The following is a 1,059-nucleotide window of genomic DNA, read 5'->3' as shown; positions in this document are numbered from 1 at the left end:
CAGAACAGCACCGCCAGCAGCTGCGGCGACATGATGCGCAGGAACATCGCCAACGGATACACGGTGGCGTAAGACAGCGCGGCGGCGCCGCTGGTGGGATGCAGACCGTTGGCGAAGGCCAGCGCCGGCGGATCGGTCATCGATCCCGCCAGCATGCCGGACAGCGTCAGGTAGTTCATCTTGCCCACCGTGCGTGCCAGAATACCGACGCTCAGCAGCGGAATGGCGGTGATTAACGCGCCATAACCAATCCATGTCAGCCCCTCGCCGTGCAGCAACGTATCGATAAAATTGCCGCCCGATTTTAAACCGACCACCGCCAGAAACAGCACGATGCCCAGTTCGCGCAGCGCCAGGTTGGCGCTCGGCGGCATAAACCAATACAGCTTGCCGATACTGCCGATGCGCCCCAGGATCAGCGCCGCCACCAACGGCCCGCCGGCCAGCCCCAGCCGCAATGCCGCCGGGAAGCCGGGCACAAACAGCGGAATGGAGCCCAGTAGCACACCGAGGCCGATGCCGATAAAGACCGGCAGCATCTGCACCTGCTGCAGTTTTTGTTGGGCGTTGCCGACGATTGCCGTCACCGCGTCGATGGCCTCCGGCCGGCCGACCAGGTTGAGAATGTCGCCAAACTGCAGCGTCACGTTGCTGCCGGCCACCAGCTCGACGCCGGCGCGGTTGAGGCGTGAAATTACCACGTCATACTTCTGCTTCAGGTTCAGATCGCGGATTTTCTTGCCCAGCACCTGCTCGTTGGTCACCACCGCCCTCACCACCTGCAGCGCGGTGCCGCGCGTCGACAGCGAGGCGTCCACCTCTTCGCCTATCACCAGCCGGGCGTTCTCCAGATCTTCACGCTTGCCCACCAGATGCAGGTAGTCACCAAGTTCCAGCCGCTCGTGTGGCGCCGGCACCATCAGCAGCTCTCCGCGCTTGAGGAGAGAACAGACGATCTCTTCACCGTTGAGCAACGGCACCTGCTTAATCGCCATGCCCTGCAGGTTGGGATTGCGCTCGTCCTCGTTGTTGTTGTGCAGCTGCTCTCTCTGTTTGTAG

The 1,059-nt window shown here is 62.6% G+C and carries 1 protein-coding gene; it reads right to left on the bottom strand.

Features of this window, described 5'->3' with window-relative positions; translation table 11 throughout:
* On the bottom strand, positions 1-1,059 hold a 1,059-nt coding region (locus AB0H42_RS35900; RefSeq protein ID WP_357064372.1), incomplete at both ends, for a putative transporter.

Origin of the sequence: Nocardia sp. NPDC050799, assembly GCF_040654015.1 — a bacterium.
Lineage (GTDB): Bacteria > Actinomycetota > Actinomycetes > Mycobacteriales > Mycobacteriaceae > Nocardia.
This window is presented reverse-complemented; position numbering and strand designations above follow the sequence as displayed.